Source organism: Pseudomonas sp. 15A4, assembly GCF_016925575.1.
Taxonomy (GTDB): Bacteria; Pseudomonadota; Gammaproteobacteria; order Pseudomonadales; family Pseudomonadaceae; genus Aquipseudomonas.
Genome location: NZ_CP068986.1, coordinates 2,619,255 through 2,636,736, shown reverse-complemented (window position 1 = coordinate 2,636,736; position 17,482 = coordinate 2,619,255). Strand labels below are relative to the sequence as shown.

Sequence of the window (17,482 nt, the reverse complement as noted above, 5' to 3'; positions counted from 1 at the left end):
ATTCAGCCAACAGTCGGCCTGATGTGCAACGGCAGGCCGACTCCACTTTCAGACCCTTCCCACACGTCACTGGCCTGCGAAATCGCGCCGCAACGGCATGCTCAGCTCCACCCGCAAACCGTCATGACGGCTGTCAAAGCGAAGCGAACACGCGCAACGCTGCACGATAGCCTGAACGATCGCCAGCCCCAGGCCCGCGCCAGGGCTTTTGCCGTTGCGCCAGAAGCGCTGGGTGAGTTTGTCCAGGTCCGGCTCGGGAATGCCGGGGCCATGATCGCGAACGCGGAAATGCGCCTGGCCGTCGAAGGTTTCAACGCTCAGTTCCACTTGCGCCGCGGCCTGGCTGTGGCGCAGGGCGTTGTCCAGCAGATTGCGCAGTGCGGCCACCGCCAGCGCCGCCGGCATTTGTAGTGCGGCGCTGGACAACTGCGACGGAAGGATCAGTTCGATGCGCTGTTCATCGCCGTGACTGGCGTCGTGAATCGCCAGCCGCGCGACCTGCTCGGCATCGCACTGCGCGCCATCATCGAACGACAGGCTGCCCTCGACACGGGCCAACAACAGCAGCTGTTCGAGGGTGCGGTGCATGCGGTCAGCGCCCTCCTCCGCATGGGCCAGCGCCGTGTCGCGCTTCTGGCCGTCGGTCATCCGCGCCACCTGCAGATGAGTCTTGATGGCCGTGAGCGGGCTGCGCAGTTCATGGGCGGCGTCGCCGGTCAGCCGACGTTCGCGCTCAAGGGTCTGGGCGATGCGCTGAAACAGCTGGTTCTGGCTTTTCAGCAGCGGCTGAAGTTCGCTGGGCAGGTTGGGCACGTCCAGTGGCTCGACCGAATCGGCGCTGTGCCGATTCAACGCATCGCGCATGCGGTTGAGCGGCGCCAGCCCCGGCCGATGCCGAACCAGACCAGCGCCAGGCTGCCGAACAGCGCGACCAGCACCGGCACCGATGCCGCCAGCAGCACCGAGTGCCCGAGCACGTCGCGTTCGATCTGGCGATCGGCAGTGCTCACCCGCACGTTGTCATGCATCATCGTGTACACGCGCCAGTGGTCGCCGTTGATCATTTGGTCATGGAAGCCGCTGGCATCGGCCTTCAGCGGTTCGCTCGGCGAGCTGTCGGTGCGCGCCAGCACTTGCCCGCGCAGGGAACTCAACTGACAGGCCATGCCGTTGGGCAACGCCGGATCATCGGCCCGCAGCGAGCGAGTATCGCTGCCGGTGGGCATTTGCATCTGTTCGAGCAGCCCCGCCACCATCCGCGCCGAGGCCTCAAGGCGTTGATCGAGGGATTGCATCATCTGCGCGCGCAAGTCGCGCAGCATCCACGCCGCCGCCAGCACCCAGATCAGAATGAACGCCGAGCCCAGGATAAGGCTCAGCCGTGTGCGCAGGCTCATCATGGCGTGGGCTCCGAATCATGACCGGCCGGGCCGAGCCGATAACCGAGCCCGCGGACGGTTTCGATGATACGGCCGCCCAGCTTGCGCCGCAGGTGGTGGATATGAACATTGAGGGCGTTGCTCTCCACTTCGTCGCCGAAGCCGTACACGCAGTCCTTTAGCTGTTCGCCCGAAAGCACGCGACCGCTGTTGTTGAGCAACGCTTGCAGCAGGGCCTGTTCACGGCGGGACAGATCAACCGATTGACCGGCAAGGCGGGTTTCCCGGCTGCTCGGGTCATAGCTGAGCACCCCATGTTCGATCACATTGACGCTGCGCCCGGCCATGCGTCGCACCAGGGTATGCAGACGCGCGCTGAGTTCACGCAGGTCGAAAGGCTTGAGCAGGTAATCGTCCGCGCCGGCCTGCAAGCCATCGACACGGTCGGTGACGGTGTCGCGAGCGGTAAGAATCAGCACCGGGATTTCCACACCCTGCTGGCGAATCTGGCGCAACACCTTCAGGCCATCTTCATCGGGCAGGCCGAGGTCGAGAATCATCACGTCGAAATGTGCGGCCGACAGCATCGCCCGCGCCGATGATGCCGTGGCCACGCGGTCCACCGTCAGGCCCTGGGCATCGAGGCCTGCGACGATGCCGCTGGCAATCAGGTCGTCGTCTTCACAAAGCAGTACGTGCATGGTCGGCCCCGAAAAAAGGCGATTGAAGCGCAGAGGGATTAACGGCGGATTATGCACGAGCCGCCGCAGACACGACGCGCCCCATCGGCTTAATCGACTGTTAATCGCCACTGCGCAGGCTTCGCCCCATTCACTAAGGATGGAAAGAATGCATGCGTAATTTGTGGTTGGTGATGTTGATCCTTTTCCCGCTGCTGGCGCAGGCCCTGCCCGGCGGCGACACTTTCCCGTCCAGGAACGGCCCCTCACTCTTCAGCGAGCAGCCGGATTTTCTGCCGGCCAATAAAGCGTTTATCTTCACCTCAGGAACGCCTGGCAACCGGCGAAACCCGCTTGTACTGGCAGATCGCGGCCGGCTATTACCTCTATCAGCAACGGCTCAAGTTCGGAGGGCTGAGCCAGGAACAGCAGCCCGTCCTGCCGACCGGTGAAGCCCATCACGACGAGTATTTCGGCCAGCAGCAGGTCTATCGGCAAGCCCTTGAACTCACGATCCCGGCCTCGGCCAGCGGTCAGATCAAAGTGAGCTGGCAGGGCTGCGCCGATGCCGGCTTGTGTTATCCCCCGCAAAGCCAGCTCGTCAGCGTGGGCAGCGGCAACGGTCAACCCGCCAACGCTCAAGTCGGCGATCAGGCTGAAGATCAAGCGCTGGCCAGTGGGCTTGCGCAACGTTCTCTGGCCCTGAGCCTGCTGGCATTTTTCGGGCTGGGTCTGCTGCTGGCGTTCACCCCGTGTTCACTGCCGATGCTGCCGATCCTGGCCGGCGTGGTGGTCGGCAGCGGCGCAAGACCGGCACGAGGTTTTGCGCTGGCCGGGGTTTACGTAGTGAGCATGGCGTTGATCTATGCCGGGCTGGGCGTGGTCGCCGCGCTGTTGGGCAGCAACCTGCAATCGACCCTGCAACAGCCTTGGCTGCTGGGCAGTTTCGCGGTGCTGTTTGTGCTGCTGGCGCTGCCGATGTTTGGCTTCTTCGAGCTGCAGTTGCCAGGTTTTCTGCGCGATCGTCTGGAGAACGCCGGGCGTCAGCGCCACGGTGGCAGTCTATTAGGCGCATCTGTTCTCGGCGCGCTGTCGGGACTGATGATCGGCCCCTGCATGACCGCACCCCTGGCGGGCGCGCTGCTGTATATCGCCCAGAGCGGCAATGCGCTGCACGGCGCCCTGGTGTTGTTCGTCATGGGGCTGGGCATGGGCCTGCCGTTGTTGCTGCTGGTCACGGTCGGCACGCGTTTTCTGCCTAAACCGGGGGCCTGGATGAACCTGGTCAAAGGCCTCTTCGGGTTTCTACTACTGGGCACGGCGCTGATCATGATCCGGCCGCTGCTCGCCGACGTGCTGGGGCTGGCGCTGTTCGGCGCGCTGCTGATCGTGGTTGCTTATAGCGCTATCCTGCAGACCCGGTTGCTGCCACGCGCCTCACTCCTCTGCGCACCCATCGGCCTGGTTGCAGGCCTGTGGGGTGTGATGATGGTGACCGGCGCGGCGGCGGGCGGCGACGATCCCTGGCAGCCGCTCAAGGTTTACAGCGGGTCGAGTTCGTCTACCGCGATTAAGGCCCATGATGCATTCACCACTATCAAGGACCCGCAGGCCCTGGACCGGGAGCTCGTCGCCGCCGCAGCCGCCGGGCAGTGGGTGCTGGTCGACTACTACGCCGACTGGTGCGTGTCCTGCAAGATCATGGAGAAGAACGTGTTCGCCAAGGCTGAAACCCTGCAGGCATTGAACGGCGTGCGCCTGATGCGCCTCGATGTCACTGCGGACAACGAGGCCAGCCGGGCGCTGCTCGGTCGTTTCAACGTGCCGGGCCCGCCGACGCTGGTGTGGATCGCACCGGACGGCAGCGAAAGACGCGATCGGCGAATCACCGGCGAAGTCGATCTTGAGGGCTTTTTGCAGCACTGGGAAACGACCCGGGGGCGTGGCTGATGCTGAGTTTTTCCGTCGGGCCGTTTGCCCTGTCGCTCAACCATCTGCTGCTGCTCGTTGCCCTCGCGCTGGCGACGTTGGTCGGCTGGATCAGTGGCCGCAAGCAGAGGATCAACCCGGAACGCGCCGTGTTCGGCCTGTTCATGTTCGGGCTCCTGGTGGCGCGTCTGGCGTTCGTCGCGCGCTACTGGCCGCAGTATGAGAGTGACCCGCTGCGCATTGTCGATATCCGCGACGGCGGCTTCAGTGCCTGGCCTGGCGTGATCGCCGTTGTGGCCAGCGCCGTCACGATGGTGTGGCGACGACCGTTGCAGCGCAGGCCACTGGGGTGGGGCGTCGCCAGCGGATTGCTGTTCTGGTGGTTGAGCAGTCTGGCGGTCGAAAGCATCCGTCAGGATGCCCCGCTGCCGGATCTGGCGCTTCGCAATGACAAGGGCGAGCGGGTTCACTTGCGTGACTACGCCGGGCGCAAGCTGGTGATCAACCTGTGGGCGACGTGGTGCCCGCCCTGCCGCAGGGAAATGCCAGTCCTGCAAGCCGCGCAACAGGCCAATCCCGACGTCGTGTTTCTGTTCGTCAATCAGGGAGAAAGCCCACGTGACGTCGCGGCCTTTCTCGGCAGCCAGGGTCTGCAACTGGATAATGTGTTGTTCGATGACAGCGGTGATCTGGGCCGACATGCCGGCTCAGCCGCCCTGCCCACGACGCTGTTTTACGGCGAGAACGGCCGGCAACAGGACGGGCATCTGGGCGAACTGTCCAGCGCCAGCCTGAAACATTACCTGGACGGTTTCGGCCAGCCTACCTCCTCTTCCACCCCGTCTTCACAGCAAAGGATCATTCCATGAATTTTATTCACCCTGCGTTTATCGCCGTCGCTGTTTCGCTCAGCCTGCCAGGCGCGCTGGTCCACGCCGAAGACCTGCCCGCTCCGATCAAGGCACTGGAAGCCAAGGGCGCGACTATCAAAGGCAGCTTCGACGCGCCGGCCGGACTGAAGGGTTACGCCGCCGAGTACCAGAATCAGGGCATGGCGCTGTACCTGACCCCTGACGGCAAGCATGTGCTCGCCGGCAATCTGTTTAATGAAAAGGGCGAAGACCTGAGCACCGCGCCCCTGCAGAAACTGGTCTATGGGCCAATGGCCGAGGCGATGTGGAGCCGCATGGAAAACAGCACCTGGATCGCCGACGGTGCCAAAACTGCGCCCAAAATCATCTACCTGTTCAGCGACGCCAACTGCCCCTACTGCAACCTGTTCTGGGAGCAGGCGCGGCCATGGGTCAAATCGGGGAAAGTACAGTTGCGCCACATCATGGTCGGCGTGATCCGCGAGGACAGCGCCGCCAAAGCCGCGAGCCTGCTGGCCGACGCGAACCCGGAAATCGCCCTGCAGAACCACGAGCAGGCGGGCAAAGCCAGCACGCTCAAGGCCCTGCAAAACATCCCCAAAGACATCCAGACAAAACTCGACGCCAACATGAAACTGATGGAAGACATGGGCCTGTCGGCCACTCCGTCGATTTTCTACAAGGACGAGGCCGGACTCCTCCAGCAGCAACAGGGCGCGCCCCGGCCGGAGGCGCTGGCGAAAATGATGGGGCCGAAATAAAGGCGCTGTGACGCCGCCGTCATCAGCCGGCTGTACATGGGGCGCTCTGACCAACGGCGACACGCGATCCAACGTGGCTACTGCACGGTCCTGTCAGACGTGTAAAAATGTCGACCACCATTTCAAGAGCCACAATCGGGAGGCTCGCTCCATGCGTTACGCCGAAGATCACAAAGCCCAGACCCACCAGCGCATCCTTCAGGAAGCCGCCGCGCGCTTTCGCCGTGACGGCATCGGCGCGACCGGTTTGCAGCCGTTGATGAAGGCATTGGGCCTGACCCATGGCGGTTTCTACGCCCATTTCAAATCCAAGGACGACCTGATCGAGAAATCCCTGCGCTGCGCCGTCGACCAGCTGCAGGCCTCACGGGCCGAGAAACTGGCCGAAGACAGCTCGGCCCAGGCGTTCATCGACTCGTACCTGTCGACCGCCCATCGCGATCATCCGGAAAAGGGCTGCCCACTGCCGACCATGGCGTCCGAGCTGGGCCAGCGGGGGCAACCGAGCGAGATTACCGACGAGTTGATCAACCGCATGCTCGCCACCCTCGAAGCCGGAATGCCGGCCGACGGGCCAAGCAGCGACAAGAGCGTGATGCTGATGTCCGGGCTGGTGGGGGCGATGGTGCTGGCGCGCAGCGCGAAAGATCCGGCGCTGGCCGAGCGAATCCTCGAGACCACCCGCGATCAGCTCAAGCAACTGATCGAAGGCTGACCCTCACTTCCCTGCCCTCTTCGCGGCAGGGAAGCGTCACGTTTATTTCACTGAGGCCTCTCAGAGATGCCAGCGACGGAACAACACGCTGGCGTTCACGCCCCCGAAGCCAAAACCGTTCGACAGTGCGTACTCGATGTTCATCGGACGCGCCTTGCCGTGGACGATGTCGATGCCTGTTGCCGCTTCGTCAGGGTTCTCCAGATTCAGCGTCATCGGCGCGATCTGATCGCGGATCGCCAACGCCGTGAAGATGGCCTCGATACCGCCTGCTGCGCCGAGCAGGTGCCCGGTGGCTGATTTGGTCGACGTCACCGCAACACGATTCTGGTCACCAAACACCGTTTTGATCGCCGCCATTTCACCCTTGTCCCCCACCGGGGTGGACGTGGCGTGGGCGTTGACGTGCTGGACGTCGGCAGGTTGGATGCCAGCCTGACGGATCGCTGCCTGCATTGCCCGGCGCGCACCACTGCCATCTTCCGGCCCGGCCGTCAGGTGATAGGCGTCAGCGCTGGTGCCGTAACCGACGAGTTCGACAATGGGCGTGGCGCCGCGGGCGAGTGCATGCTCCAGGGTTTCGATGACGATGATCCCCGCGCCCTCGCCCATGACGAAGCCGTCGCGGTCCCGGTCGAACGGCCGCGACGCGCGCTCCGGCGTGTCGTTGAAGCCATTGGAGAGCGCCCGCGCCGCCGCGAAGCCACCCAGGGCGACGCGATCGATGCAGGCCTCGGCGCCACCGCAGATGGCCACGTCCGCTTCACCGTTGCGGATCAGCCGCGCGGCATCGCCGATCGCCTGGACGCCCGCTGCACATGCGGTGACTGGAGCGCCCAGCGGGCCTTTGAAACCGTGCTGGATCGACACATGCCCGGCCGCCAGATTGACCAGAAACGACGGAATGGTGAACGGCGACAAACGCCGCGGCCCACGGGTATCCGTGATGCGCACGGCCTCGGCGATGGCACCGAAACCACCCACCCCGGCGCCGATGATGGTCGCGGTGCGTTCGCGTTCTTCCTCGGTGGACGGCGCCCAACCCGCCTGCTTGACTGCCTGTTGCGCAGCGCCCAGGGCAAAGAGGATGAAGCGGTCCATCTTCTTCTGCTCCTTGGGCGGCGCGGCGGCGTCAGCATCGAATCCGGCTTCAGGGTCTTGCTCCAGCGTCGGCACCGGGCCGCCGACTTTCCCCGCCAGATCAGCCACCGTCTGCTCAGGCAACTGCACGATGCCGGACCGGCCTTCGAGCAACCGCTTCCATACCGCTTCGACGCCGGAGCCCAATGGCGTTACCAGCCCCATACCCGTCACTACGATGCGACGCTCACTCATGGGTTCACCTTTTCCTCGTTTTTGGCAGTGGCCGGCACCGTTAAGCGCCCGCCGTTTTGTAACGCTGCGCCGCGTGCTGCAGCGACAGATTCGGGCCCAGCGCCAGCCGTGCCTGGGTGAAAGCCTGCCAGTGCGCGGCATCGGGCAACGATGGAATGGTCACCAGCTCCTTCTGATCAAACCCGGCTAACGCGGCGTCGACCATTTCGTTGACGTTCATGACCATCTCCGCCGGGAAGGCATTGATGTCCATGCCCGCGCGCTCCCAGATTTCAGTACGTGTGGCACCGGGCATTACCGCCTGAACCTGCACGCCCTTTTCGCTCATCTCGGCGGCGAGCGACTGGGTGAGGCTCAACACATACGCCTTGCTGGCGGCGTACACCGCGTTGAAGCGTTCCGGCAACAGTGGCACCACGGACGCGATGTTGATGATCGCCCCGGTACCGCGGGCCGCAAAACCGGCCGCTGCGGCGGAGGCCAGATGGGTCAGCGCAACGATATTGAGTTGGATCAGACGGTCCACTTCGCCCATATCCGATTCGGCGAGGGGCGTGCTCAGTGCAACCCCGGCGTTGTTCACCAGCAGCGTGATCAATGCGTCCGTGCGCAGCCGTTGCTCGAGGGCACTGACGTCGGCGGGCTGGATCAAGTCGGCTTTCACCACCTCGACATTGATCGAATGTTTCGCGCGCAGATCCGTCGCCAGCGCTTCCAGACGCGCTTGGTCACGGGCCACCAGGATCAGATCAAATCCGCGCTGTGCCAAGCGGTCCGCGTAGGTGAAGCCAATGCCCGACGATGCGCCGGTGATGACAGCTTTGCCTTGATTTTGACTCGTCATGAACGTTCTCCACGGGTAATTGAGCGTAGCTGCGGAGGGATATTACGCCCGTAATTTAAAAAATCATATGTCGATCGTCATTTTTCTGATCGGTCCGGTAACGGCGAGCTTTCGGTTATTGCAGGTATAAAAAAGGCCGATCAGTGATCGGCCTCAGGCTCATGGGGTTTCAGTCAATCGACAGCTTGTCGCGGTTCTTGTCCAGCAGCGCCTTGCCAATGCCTTTCACTTCGATCAACTCGTCGACGGCCGTAAAGCCGCCGTGCTCTTCACGGTACGCGATGATGGCATTGGCCTTGGCGGCGCCGATGCCTGATAGCTCTTTCTGCAGGGTCTCCGCACTGGCGGCGTTGAGATTGACCTTTGAGCCCTGCACACCCAGCGGAGCGGAGATGGCAGGCTTGGCGACGTCTGCCGGCGTGGTGGCAGGGGCGGCGGAAGTCGCGGCATTCACGGCGAGGGATGTACCCGCCAGCAGCGCGAAGATCAAGGAGGACAGATAAGAAGTACGCATGAGTCATGCTCCATGGGCATCGTAAGTGGAAGCAGCATTCCTGAGCTGCTTCCCAAACCTAGCCGATGGCGGCAGTGCGTCAATGCAGGGATCGGTGACCGGATATGTCCCGGCGCGCAGGCCCGGTATATGTGGGGCTCGCGCCCAACTCAGGCCCGGTTTGGCTGAGTAAGAAAAGGTTTCCGTGGCGCGTGCACTTACGGTTCCCGACGACGCTGCTGATGGATCCAGTCGACGATATCGCCTTCCGGCGCGTAGCCGCTGACGGTGTCACCGAGGATCTGCCGAACGCGAGTGTAATCGTCATCGTCGAGCGCCTTGAGCAGATGCGAGAGGCTTTGCTTGAAGGCGTCCCACGACAGGAAGTCTTCCTGAGCGCTCATGATCATCGGGTGGCGAGTCGCCGCAACGTTGTTGCCGATCAACAGCTCCTCATAGAGCTTCTCGCCAGGCCGCAGCCCGGTAAATTCGATGGCAATGTCGCCTTGCGGGTTGTGTTCCGAGCGAATGCTCAGGCCCGACAGATGCACCATCTTCTCCGCCAGCTCAATGATGCGCACCGGCTCGCCCATGTCGAGCACGAACACGTCGCCGCCCTGCCCCATGGAACCGGCCTGAATCACCAGTTGCGCGGCTTCCGGGATAGTCATGAAATAGCGGGTGATCTTCGGGTGCGTGACCGTCAGCGGCCCGCCGGATTTGATCTGCTGATGAAACAGCGGAATCACCGAGCCGGAGGAACCCAGCACGTTGCCGAATCGCACCATGATGAATCGCGTCTTGTTGACCTGATGCACATTGGAGCGGTCGCCGAACATCACCGGCGCGGTTTCGCGGCTCAACGCCTGCAGCGTCAGCTCGGCCAGTCGCTTGGTGCTGCCCATCACGTTGGTCGGGCGCACGGCCTTGTCGGTTGAAATCAGCACGAAGTTGGCCACACCCGCCTGCAGCGCCGCCTGGGCAGCATTCAGCGTACCGACCACATTGTTGAGCACGCCCTCGGCAATGTTGTGCTCGACCATCGGCACATGCTTGTAAGCCGCCGCGTGGTAGACGGTATTCACCTGCCAGGTTTTCATCACGTCCAGCAGTTTGGCGTGATTGCGAATCGAACCCAGAATGGGCAGCACTTTGACCTTGAGCGACTCGCGAGCGACGCGTCGCTCCAGCTCGGTGAGGATCGTGTACAGGTTGAATTCGCTGTGATCGAGCAGCAACAGCGTAGTCGGCTTCAGGAGCAGGATTTGCCGGCACAGCTCCGAACCGATCGAGCCCCCGCCCCGGTCACCAGCACGCACTGATTCTTGATGCAGTGTTCGAGCAATTCTTCCTGGGCAGGCACTGCGTCGCGGCCGAGCAGGTCGGCGATGTCGACTTCCTGAAGATCGTCGACCTTCACCCGTCCCGCGGCCAGATCAGAGAAATTCGGCACGCTGCGCACGTGCAGCGGGAAGCCCTCGAGAAAGCCCAGAATTTCCCGTCTGCGCGCCCGGGCTGAGGACGGGACAGCCAGCAGGATCTCCTGCGCCCCAGTGACGTTGATCATCTGCTGGATGTGCTTGGGCTTGTAAACCTGCAACCCGGAAATGACCCTATTGGAGATCGAATCATCGTCATCGATGAATGCCACCGGACGCATTGAGCGGCCCATGCGCAACGCGGCAACCAACTGGTTACCCGCAGCACCGGCACCATAAACGGCCACTTTGGGCAGCCCATCGTCCCGGGTCGCAAACGGAACATGGCGTACGGCGGAGAACCAGTCCCCCAGGAAATACTGACGCATGGCCAGGCGCAGGCCGCCAATCATGACCATGCTCAACCACCAGTAATTGAACATCACCGATCGCGGCACCACATGCTGGTGGTTGCTGTAGAGGTAGACGATAAACCCGAGAATCAGCGCCGACAGGCTGACTGCCTTGATGATCGCGATCAGCGCGTCGTTGCCGAAATAGCGCATGACTGCGCGGTACATGCCGAAACGAATGAACAGCGGGATAGCAACAACGGGCGCACAGGCGAACAGCCAGGTGTGGATTTCCAGGGGGTTGATGAGTTCGTCGATGCCCAGGCGGACGACAAACGCCATCCACAAGGCAAACCAGATCAGACAGACGTCTGCGGCGACCTGCATGATCCGCTTGTGCCGGCGAGGCAACGCCAGCAGCGAAGTACGAATTTTCTCCATTTTCCCCTCAAGCACGCGTTCAAACTCCTTCCAGTCGACCCCTGCGCTGACCATTGATTCCTGTCCCGCCGGGGATTCGGATCAACAGCTTCAGCGCCAATGTCCACACTCAGCTCTTTTCAAGCGCCCCTGCTTTGAACAGGACTGCCAGAGCGAGCAGTGGAGCGTAAGCAATGATCACGCCGAGTGCGCCGTCCAGATTGAAACGGGTGACACACACAGCGACCGGCAACAGCCAGCACAGATTGATTACACCGACTGCGGACGTCACCGGAAGGTGCTTGCCAAAACGTCGCGAGGCGAATTGATAAGCGTGACTTCTGTGAGCCTCATAGACCTTGTCGCCCCGAACGAGCCGACGGATGAGGGTTACTGTAGCGTCTACGATGAAAACCCCGAGGAGAATAAGCCATACCCACAAGAACTGCGAGGAAATCCACGTGCCCTCCAGTGATAGACATCCCAGCATGATGCCGAGGAATCCGCTGCCGGCGTCGCCCATGAAGATCTTTGCCGGGGAAAATTCCAGAACAGAAAGCCCGTCACTGCGCACGCCAGCAGGACCGGCAGCCACATCAGCGAGGCGAAACCGCTCAGCGCGTAGATGATCGCCGCGCCCACGCAGACACAGATCGCCTCAACGCTGGCAATGCCATCGATGCCGTCCATGAAGTTATACAGATTGAGCAGCCACACCAGATAGAACGCCGCCAGCACGTTAACAATCAAGCCCGGCGCCAGCGTCATGCCGAACACGCTGATCGCAGGAAGACCACCCAGCCAGAACAACGCCCACGCCGCAGCAAAAAATGCCCCAGCAGACGCCATCGCGCTGCGATATGACCATGATCGTCGAGAAACCCCAGTGCGGCGATCAATGCGCCAGCGCCAAACATGGCCAGAAACAGGTCGCGCCCCAACAGTCCTGTAGAGACCATCCAGACCAGCACAACCAGGTAACTGATGACAATCGCCACACCGCCGCCGCGGGGCGTCGGAATCGTATGGGAGCTTCTGCCGTTGGGAATATCAATCAGGCTCTTGTGCAGCGCATACCGTCGCAATACATGCGTCAGCGCAAACGAAAAGCCCACAACAGCAACCGCGACCCACCAATAGTTCATGCTCGATCCGTAACCAGAAAATGCTCGACGGTCTTCTTCAAGCCGTCCTCTACCGATACCGGGGGCTGCCACTGCAACCGCTGGCGGTTTTTGCTGATGTCCACCCGCAGCGATCCCAGCACCCGCTCGGCCGCGGATTTGCGACCCAACAGGGTGGCGCCGAGCATGATAAGGGATTCGGGGACCGGAATGAGCCAACCGGATGCAGGCAGGTGCGCGCTGAGGCGGCTGGCCAGCTCAGTGGTCGACAGGTCCCGGCCATCACTGACCAGAAAAACCTGATTCGCGGCAGCAGGATGATCGATGCAAACCTGGATAAGGTCGATCAGGTTATCCAGCGAAACCAGACTGCGTGCGTTGTTCACTGAACCGAGGGGTAACGGCACACCTCTGCGCAACGTGCGCATCAGTTGCAGGAAATTGGCTTTGACCCCGGGCCCGTACACCAGGACCGGACGGATGATCACCACTTCCATCTTAGAGGTCTTTGCGAGGGTCAGAAGGCCCTGTTCCGCTTCGTGCTTGGAAATGGCGTAGGGATCGCTCGGATTGGGAGCGTCGTCCGCACGAAAGCATTCGCCCCGTGCCGTTGATTCGCCGTTGACCTTGATCGTACTGATGAAGATGAAGCGCCGGACACCGGCTGCAGCGGCCTGCTTCGCCAGATGCAGCGTGCCGAGGGTGTTGACCTCCCGGTACAGCGAAAGCGGGTCAGCGGCCGTGTCGCGCATGACATGCACACGCGCTGCCGCATGAACGACCGTATCGACGTCGTGCAGGACTGTCTGCCATGAGGTGTCGGCGTTCAGCCCGGCAACAGTGGCCGTCGTCACGTTTGGGGAAAAATGGGGCGTCGCCCGTCTGCTGACCGCGACGATATGCGCGTCAGGCAGGTGTGCAAGGTGGTCAACCAGCGCTGTTCCTAAAAATCCCGAACTCCCTGTTACCAGGATTTTTCTGGTCATATCCGATCCATGCACATAAAGATTCGCCGTCCATCATGACGGCCGCTGCGTGGCAGCGGCGCCATTGTAGACGATTGACTCGCGGCCCCGCCATTCAGTCAGCAGGGCCGTGCGCCAGGTGCATCACTTGCCGTTGATCAGCGCTTCGATCTCTTTGACCTTGGCTTCTACCAGGGCTGGATCACGGCGGCTTTCCACGTTTAGACGCAGCAAGGGCTCGGTGTTCGAGCCGCGCAGGTTAAAGCGCCATTCGGCGAACTCGAGGCTAATGCCGTCGGTTCGGTCGATGTTCGAGCAAGACGGCGTGTAGTGTTCCAGGATCTTGGCGATGATGGATTTGACGTCTTCAACCTTGTAGTTGATTTCGCCGCTGCACGGGTAGGCCGCCATGCGCTCATCAACCAGTTGCGAGAACTTCTTGCCGGACACGGACATCAGCGCGGCGACCAGCAGCCACGGGATCATGCCGCTGTCGCAGTAGGCGAAATCGCGGAAGTAGTGGTGAGCACTCATCTCGCCGCCATACACGGCATCTTCCAGCCGCATGCGCTCCTTGATGAACGCGTGGCCGGTTTTGCACAGCACCGGCGTACCGCCCGCCTGCTTGACCTGATCGATGGTGTTCCAGGTCAAGCGCGGGTCGTGAATGATTTTCGAACCCGGGTGTTGCTTGAGCAGCATCTCGGCCAGCAGGCCAACGAGGTAGTAGCCCTCGACGAAACGGCCCTGCTCGTCAAAGAAGAAGCAGCGGTCGAAATCGCCGTCCCAGGCCAGGCCCAGGTCGCAACCGTGCTTGAGCAGCGCGTCGCGGGTGATGCTGCGGTTTTCCGGGAGCAGCGGGTTCGGCACGCCGTTGGGGAAGTTGCCATCCGGTTCAGCGTTGATGATCACCCACTCGAACGGCAGCTGGGAGCGGATCGCGTCCAGTGCAGGACCCACAGCGCCATTGCCCGGGTCGGCCAGGATCTTCAATGGACGCAGGTCGGCACCTTTGACGTAGGTCAGCAGGTGTTCGATGTAGGCGGTTTTGTCCGGCTTGGACTGGACGCTGCCGTGCTGAGCGGCGACCTGACCGAAGTCTCCCGCATCCACGCGCTGGCGAATGGCATCGAGCCCGGTGTCGCCGCTGATGGGACGGGACGATTTCTGGACCAGCTTCATGCCGTTATAACCCTTCGGGTTATGACTGGCTGTGACCATCACGCCGCCGTCTGCATCGTAGTGGCTGGTGGCGAAGTAGACTTCTTCGGTACCGCACAGGCCGATGTCGATGACATCGGCGCCGGCTTCCTGAATGCCTTTGATCAATGCCTGAGCGAGAGCCGGGCTTTCAAGACGCATGTCTCGGCCTACAACGATATTTTTGGCACCCAGTTCAACAACCATGGACCGCCCGATGCGGTACGCGATGTCATCATCGAGGTCATTGGGCACTTGGCCACGGATGTCGTAGGCCTTGAAGCAGCGAGTCTGCAGAGCGGGATAGTCGGAACTCATGTGTAAAAACCTATGCGACGAAAAAACCCGAAGGTTCCTCTGTTCAGTAGAAGCAGCTCGAATAACGAACTGCACGCAACCCTCGCGCCTGAAAGCTTGAGGCGTGGGTTAGGCATTAAAAAAGGAGATTAGTTATAAGTGCGCTTGTAATTATCTTCAGCGCAAGCGCTGAGGTGTCTGGCGCGCGGGATTCTATCAGGGCAGACGTGACGCTTTGGGCTTCCTGCGCAGACGCGCGATTGAGACCAACAAGGGGCCAATCAGCATGCCCACCAGCAGTGCAAAGATCACCGGCACGGCGACAGGCAGCTCGGGCGCATTCCAGCCAAAGAACACCAATGCAACGGCTTGCTGGTTTTCCAGCACAAATACAACAATCGCCGCTGCGATCAACAGGGCGATAACTAAAAAGATCAGACGCTTTACATTTCGCATGAGAACCCCTCAAAGAGCTATTGGAGCTCATGCTCCTCTTCTTCGTTCACCCGGTCGCGGAGCTCTTTGCCTGGCTTGAAGTGAGGGACAAACTTGCCGTCGAGGCTGACAGACTGACCTGTCTTTGGATTACGGCCTACGCGGGGCGCGCGGTAATGCAGCGAGAAGCTGCCGAAGCCGCGTATTTCAATACGGTCGCCCGTCGCAAGGCACTGCGACATCTGCTCAAGCATGGTCTTGATGGCCAACTCCACATCTTTGGATGAGAGCAGTCCTTGATGGGTGACAATTCGTTCGATCAACTCCGACTTCGTCATATTTTTCCCTTCTTTTTCAAGCAGCTAGGTAAAGCGCTTTGAAGGTTTTAGCATGACCTGAAGGATTTGAACAGAGTGTGTCCGGACTTAAATGAGACGAGCTTCCAGATCGTCAACCGGCCAATGGCCGAATCTGCCGTAAAACACCCGCCCACAAAAAAGGGCGACCGAAGTCGCCCTTTTTCAATGGTCAGACAGAACTCAGTTCTGTTTTTCCATTTGAGCACGCAGCAGGTCACCCAGAGTGGTAGGACCAGTGCTTTCAGCGGTTTCAGGCTTGCTACGCAGGCTCTGAATCGCCTCTTTCTCGTCTTCAACGTCTTTCGACTTGATGGACAAGCTGATCACGCGGCTCTTGCGGTCAACGCTGATGATCTTGGCTTCGATCTCTTCGCCTTCTTTCAGAACGTTACGCGCGTCTTCAACGCGGTCACGGCTGATTTCGGAGGCTTTGAGGGTCGCTTCGATGTCGTCGGCCAGAGTGATGATGGCGCCTTTGGCGTCAACTTCTTTAACGATACCGCGAACGATAGCGCCTTTGTCATTGACAGTGACGTACTCGGAGAACGGATCGCTTTCCAGCTGCTTGATGCCCAGCGAGATGCGCTCACGCTCTGGATCAACCGACAGGATCACGGTGTCAAGCTCGTCGCCCTTCTTGAAACGACGTACGGCTTCTTCGCCCACTTCGTTCCAGGAGATGTCGGACAGGTGAACCAGACCGTCGATGCCGCCGTCCAGACCAATGAAGATACCGAAATCGGTGATCGACTTGATGGTGCCGGAGATCTTGTCGCCCTTGTTGAACTGGCCAGAGAAATCTTCCCACGGGTTAGATTTGCACTGCTTGATGCCGAGGGAGATACGACGACGCTCTTCGTCGATGTCCAGAACCATGACTTCCACTTCGTCGCCAACCTGAACGACTTTAGACGGGTGGATGTTCTTGTTGGTCCAGTCCATTTCGGAAACGTGTACCAGGCCTTCCACGCCTTCTTCCAGCTCTGCGAAGCAGCCGTAGTCGGTCAGGTTGGTAACACGCGCGGTGACGCGAGTGCCTTCCGGGTAACGAGCCTTGATAGCAACCCATGGATCTTCACCCAGTTGCTTCAGACCCAGGGAAACACGATTGCGCTCGCGATCGTACTTCAGGACCTTTACATCGATCTCATCGCCAACGTTGACGATTTCCGATGGATGCTTGATACGCTTCCAGGCCATGTCGGTGATGTGCAGCAGGCCATCGACGCCACCCAGATCGACGAATGCGCCGTAATCGGTGAGGTTCTTGACGATACCCTTGACCTGTTGGCCTTCCTGCAGCGATTCCAGCAGAGCTTCGCGCTCGGCGCTGTTTTCGGCTTCCAGGACACTGCGACGGGAAACGACAACGTTGTTGCGCTTCTGGTCCAGCTTGATGACCTTGAATTCCAGCTCTTTGCCTTCCAGGTGCGTAGTGTCGCGCACTGGACGGACGTCAACCAGAGAACCTGGCAGGAACGCACGGATGCCGTTAACGTCGACTGTGAAGCCGCCTTTAACCTTACCGTTGATAACGCCCTTGACCACTTCCTCAGCTGCGAAAGCCGCTTCCAGAACGATCCAGCACTCGGCACGCTTGGCTTTTTCGCGGGACAGCTTGGTTTCGCCAAAGCCGTCTTCGACCGCGTCCAGCGCAACGTGCACTTCATCGCCAATCTTGATGGTCAGCTCGCCAGCGTCGTTGTGGAACTGCTCCAGCGGGATGAGGCCTTCAGACTTCAGACCAGCGTGAACGGTGACCCAACCAGCCTGGTAATCGATATCGACGATGATCGCGGTGATGATCGAACCGGCCTGAAGGTTAAGAGTCTTTAGGCTTTCTTCGAAAAGTTCAGCAAAGCTTTCGCTCATTTTAATTCCTGTTGATAAGGGCGAAGAATAC

At 60.8% G+C, this 17,482-nt stretch carries 12 protein-coding genes and 4 pseudogenes; 4 read left to right on the top strand and 12 right to left on the bottom strand.

Going from position 1 to position 17,482, the window contains the following annotated elements; all coding sequences use genetic code 11:
• Positions 1 to 66: 66 nt before the first annotated feature.
• Both JN403_RS11870 and JN403_RS11865 read right to left on the bottom strand, forming a co-directional pair.
• Positions 67 to 1,400 (bottom strand): annotated as a pseudogene (locus tag JN403_RS11870) (ATP-binding protein).
• Positions 1,397 to 2,080 (bottom strand): response regulator, encoded by a 684-nt coding sequence (locus JN403_RS11865; RefSeq protein ID WP_205487075.1) that lies wholly within the window; start codon positions 2,078 to 2,080, stop codon positions 1,397 to 1,399. The pseudogene JN403_RS11870 and the gene JN403_RS11865 overlap by 4 nt, the downstream one beginning before the upstream one ends.
• A 152-nt stretch (positions 2,081 to 2,232) precedes the next feature.
• Between JN403_RS11865 and dsbD the strand changes: the two are divergent.
• The 4 genes and pseudogenes from dsbD (at position 2,233) to JN403_RS11845 (ending at position 6,336) form a co-directional block, all read left to right on the top strand.
• Positions 2,233 to 4,009, top strand: a pseudogene (gene dsbD, locus JN403_RS11860) (protein-disulfide reductase DsbD).
• Entirely contained in the window at positions 4,009 to 4,857 is an 849-nt protein-coding gene (locus JN403_RS11855; RefSeq protein WP_205487074.1) for a TlpA family protein disulfide reductase, read from the top strand. Before dsbD ends, JN403_RS11855 begins: the two are co-directional and overlap by 1 nt.
• Positions 4,854 to 5,621 carry a thiol:disulfide interchange protein DsbG gene (gene dsbG / locus JN403_RS11850; protein WP_205487073.1) on the top strand — a complete coding sequence of 256 codons (768 nt, stop codon included), beginning with the start codon at positions 4,854 to 4,856 and terminating at the stop codon, positions 5,619 to 5,621. The genes JN403_RS11855 and dsbG overlap by 4 nt, the downstream gene beginning before the upstream one ends.
• A gap of 151 nt (positions 5,622 to 5,772) precedes the next feature.
• The gene (locus tag JN403_RS11845) at positions 5,773 to 6,336 is read left to right on the top strand and encodes a TetR/AcrR family transcriptional regulator (RefSeq protein WP_205487072.1); all 564 of its coding nucleotides are present in this window, start codon (positions 5,773 to 5,775) and stop codon (positions 6,334 to 6,336) included.
• Between the two features lie 60 nt (positions 6,337 to 6,396).
• On the opposite strand, the gene fabF is transcribed toward JN403_RS11845, so the two are convergent.
• The 10 genes and pseudogenes from fabF to rpsA all read right to left on the bottom strand — a co-directional run bounded on the left by fabF (position 6,397) and on the right by rpsA (position 17,451).
• On the bottom strand, positions 6,397 to 7,671 hold the full coding sequence (gene fabF / locus JN403_RS11840) for a beta-ketoacyl-ACP synthase II (RefSeq protein ID WP_205487071.1): 1,275 nt from the start codon (positions 7,669 to 7,671) through the stop codon (positions 6,397 to 6,399).
• Positions 7,672 to 7,711: 40 nt separating this feature from the next.
• On the bottom strand, positions 7,712 to 8,515 hold the full coding sequence (locus JN403_RS11835; RefSeq protein WP_205487070.1) for an SDR family oxidoreductase: 804 nt from the start codon (positions 8,513 to 8,515) through the stop codon (positions 7,712 to 7,714).
• 169 nt (positions 8,516 to 8,684) lie between these two features.
• Entirely contained in the window at positions 8,685 to 9,029 is a 345-nt protein-coding gene (locus JN403_RS11830; protein WP_122535643.1) for a helix-hairpin-helix domain-containing protein, read from the bottom strand.
• Between the two features lie 197 nt (positions 9,030 to 9,226).
• Positions 9,227 to 11,220 (bottom strand): annotated as a pseudogene (locus JN403_RS11825) (nucleoside-diphosphate sugar epimerase/dehydratase).
• Positions 11,221 to 11,329: 109 nt separating this feature from the next.
• Positions 11,330 to 12,344: pseudogene (locus tag JN403_RS11820) on the bottom strand (glycosyltransferase family 4 protein).
• The gene (locus JN403_RS11815) at positions 12,341 to 13,309 is read right to left on the bottom strand and encodes an SDR family oxidoreductase (RefSeq protein ID WP_205487069.1); all 969 of its coding nucleotides are present in this window, start codon (positions 13,307 to 13,309) and stop codon (positions 12,341 to 12,343) included. Before JN403_RS11815 ends, JN403_RS11820 begins: the two are co-directional and overlap by 4 nt.
• A gap of 123 nt (positions 13,310 to 13,432) precedes the next feature.
• Positions 13,433 to 14,806 (bottom strand): phosphomannomutase, encoded by a 1,374-nt coding sequence (locus tag JN403_RS11810; protein ID WP_122535646.1) that lies wholly within the window; start codon positions 14,804 to 14,806, stop codon positions 13,433 to 13,435.
• A gap of 195 nt (positions 14,807 to 15,001) precedes the next feature.
• The gene (locus JN403_RS11805) at positions 15,002 to 15,241 is read right to left on the bottom strand and encodes a LapA family protein (protein WP_122535647.1); all 240 of its coding nucleotides are present in this window, start codon (positions 15,239 to 15,241) and stop codon (positions 15,002 to 15,004) included.
• A gap of 17 nt (positions 15,242 to 15,258) precedes the next feature.
• Positions 15,259 to 15,558 (bottom strand): integration host factor subunit beta, encoded by a 300-nt coding sequence (ihfB, locus tag JN403_RS11800; protein ID WP_037011901.1) that lies wholly within the window; start codon positions 15,556 to 15,558, stop codon positions 15,259 to 15,261.
• Positions 15,559 to 15,759: 201 nt separating this feature from the next.
• Positions 15,760 to 17,451: a 30S ribosomal protein S1 gene (gene rpsA, locus JN403_RS11795; protein WP_065992985.1), complete on the bottom strand. Its 1,692-nt coding sequence runs from the start codon at positions 17,449 to 17,451 to the stop codon at positions 15,760 to 15,762.
• Between the last annotated feature and the right edge of the window lie 31 nt (positions 17,452 to 17,482).

Coding starts and splice junctions, on each gene's coding strand:
- JN403_RS11865 (WP_205487075.1), bottom strand. CDS start 2,080: ATGCACGTACTGCTTTGTGAAGACGACGACCTGATTGCCAGCGGCATC.
- JN403_RS11855 (WP_205487074.1), top strand. CDS start 4,009: ATGCTGAGTTTTTCCGTCGGGCCGTTTGCCCTGTCGCTCAACCATCTG.
- dsbG (WP_205487073.1), top strand. CDS start 4,854: ATGAATTTTATTCACCCTGCGTTTATCGCCGTCGCTGTTTCGCTCAGC.
- JN403_RS11845 (WP_205487072.1), top strand. CDS start 5,773: ATGCGTTACGCCGAAGATCACAAAGCCCAGACCCACCAGCGCATCCTT.
- fabF (WP_205487071.1), bottom strand. CDS start 7,671: ATGAGTGAGCGTCGCATCGTAGTGACGGGTATGGGGCTGGTAACGCCA.
- JN403_RS11835 (WP_205487070.1), bottom strand. CDS start 8,515: ATGACGAGTCAAAATCAAGGCAAAGCTGTCATCACCGGCGCATCGTCG.
- JN403_RS11830 (WP_122535643.1), bottom strand. CDS start 9,029: ATGCGTACTTCTTATCTGTCCTCCTTGATCTTCGCGCTGCTGGCGGGT.
- JN403_RS11815 (WP_205487069.1), bottom strand. CDS start 13,309: ATGACCAGAAAAATCCTGGTAACAGGGAGTTCGGGATTTTTAGGAACA.
- JN403_RS11810 (WP_122535646.1), bottom strand. CDS start 14,806: ATGAGTTCCGACTATCCCGCTCTGCAGACTCGCTGCTTCAAGGCCTAC.
- JN403_RS11805 (WP_122535647.1), bottom strand. CDS start 15,241: ATGCGAAATGTAAAGCGTCTGATCTTTTTAGTTATCGCCCTGTTGATC.
- ihfB (WP_037011901.1), bottom strand. CDS start 15,558: ATGACGAAGTCGGAGTTGATCGAACGAATTGTCACCCATCAAGGACTG.
- rpsA (WP_065992985.1), bottom strand. CDS start 17,451: ATGAGCGAAAGCTTTGCTGAACTTTTCGAAGAAAGCCTAAAGACTCTT.